Genomic DNA, 1,699 nt, shown 5'->3' with positions numbered 1-1,699 from the left:
TCCCATGTAACCATAAGACACAAGCCACAATAACAACCAACGCTATAACCTGTGTTATTAGCAGCTGATTTACGGGCCTGACTCTGGCTAGTTGCTCCATCTCTATCCGCTGGATCTTTTAGTTTTGCCTTAAGCAAATCAGGGAATTATATAGACCTACCCTTTGCACGGTCAACGACTATATCGCTTAATTTATTTTTGATTGATGATGTCACACTGATTTAGTGTTTTGTTTGAAGAGTCTTCACAATTATGAAAGATTCCACTAAGGCATCTGATTTTTGGAGATTACAACTGGGATATTTTCCCGTAAGAGGTTAAATAACGAGACATTTAACTTTGTAGAAAACGACTATCTTCTTTTCCCCTCAGACTACATTGCCTTCGATTACAGACTTTTGGGCGCCAGCTTAAATTTGCTGCAATGTGCTTCGTATAAATTTTTTAATTCGGCCTCCCCCATCAGATCCCCCGGCTCATCGCGGTAACTGATATCGCCATTTACTGCGGCTCCCTGCCATTTACGTTCTATCTGCTGGCGTTCATCCTGTTGTTTAAACCAATGAATAAACGCATTGGCTTTGGCCAGCAGACGGTAACTTGATGCCCAGGCATTAACTGTCATGGTGTAATAATACGGTTGGGGCGCAATATTTCCTGGCAGAATTTCAATCTTGCCGAACCACGGACTGGCAGGGTTTTCACAAGCCCAGTAATAAATTGGCAAATCGACCCCAAAGGCATCTACTACTCCATCCGCTAGACAGTTATGGATGCGCGTTTGATCGGAATAAGCGATTAGATTATCCAGTCGGACCCTTTCACCGGGTTTGTTTTCATTACTGCTCCAGCGAATACCGCAATCTTCAAGCACTTGAAACGCCGCCGGATCATTAATAATTCCAACGACTTTGCCATTTAGATCGTCAAGCCGATTAATATGATTATCACCTTTCCTGCGAGCCAATACCCAATGCAGATATGTGTAGGCTTCAGAATACGCCACGTTATCGTATTCTGCCGACGGAGGAAGTGCACTGATAACAATATCCGCCGGCGGTTCACCATATTTTTTACCCACCGTGAGCAACTCTGTGCACATATCCCAAGGCGCTTCGATAAATTCACATTCGACACCCAGGTAACGTGCAAAAGCTCTGGCGTAATCCACATCGAGTCCTTTCAGCGGCTCACCGAGTTTTTCACGAAACGACAAACCGACAAAATTGGGTTCTATCGCTACCCTCAATTTTCCACGTTGTAGAATATCGTCAAGTTGATCATGTGATGCATCAGGTACCAGATAGAGTTTTTTCAATGTGTTGTCCATTGACCTGACTGCTGAATCGATCTCCGCTGTTTGTATATCAATTTGCTCCAGTCCAGTGGACATATCTTCAACCACATCGTTGATGATTTTATTCTTGCTTTGTATACGCTGCATAACACCATTACTGAGATCCAGCGTTTCAAAAATCACTCCGGTGTTTTCCATCACCGCGTTCAACTGTTCACTAATCGATTGAAATAATTCGGTGAGCTGTGCTGTAGCCGATTGGATAACCTCTACAAAACTGTTCAGTCTTTCAGAATTGGTCTGACGGATCTGATCCAGCTCGGCATTAACCTGAGTGAAGTCCAGTTGCCTGGCTGCCTGCTGTGCCTGTTCCATGGTAACCGCAGCAAGACGTCTGACCTC

Annotated in this window: 1 protein-coding gene; it reads right to left on the bottom strand. The window is 44.2% G+C overall.

Going from position 1 to position 1,699, the window contains the following annotated elements; all coding sequences use genetic code 11:
- Positions 1 to 388 precede the first annotated feature (388 nt).
- On the bottom strand, positions 389 to 1,699 hold a 1,311-nt coding region (locus B3182_RS13050; RefSeq protein ID WP_292753048.1), incomplete at its 5' end, for a substrate-binding periplasmic protein.

Source organism: Methylophaga sp. UBA4204 (genome assembly GCF_002379485.1).
Classification (GTDB): domain Bacteria; phylum Pseudomonadota; class Gammaproteobacteria; order Nitrosococcales; family Methylophagaceae; genus Methylophaga.
Note: the sequence above shows the minus strand (reverse complement) of the source record. Positions and strands in the feature narration are given on the sequence as shown.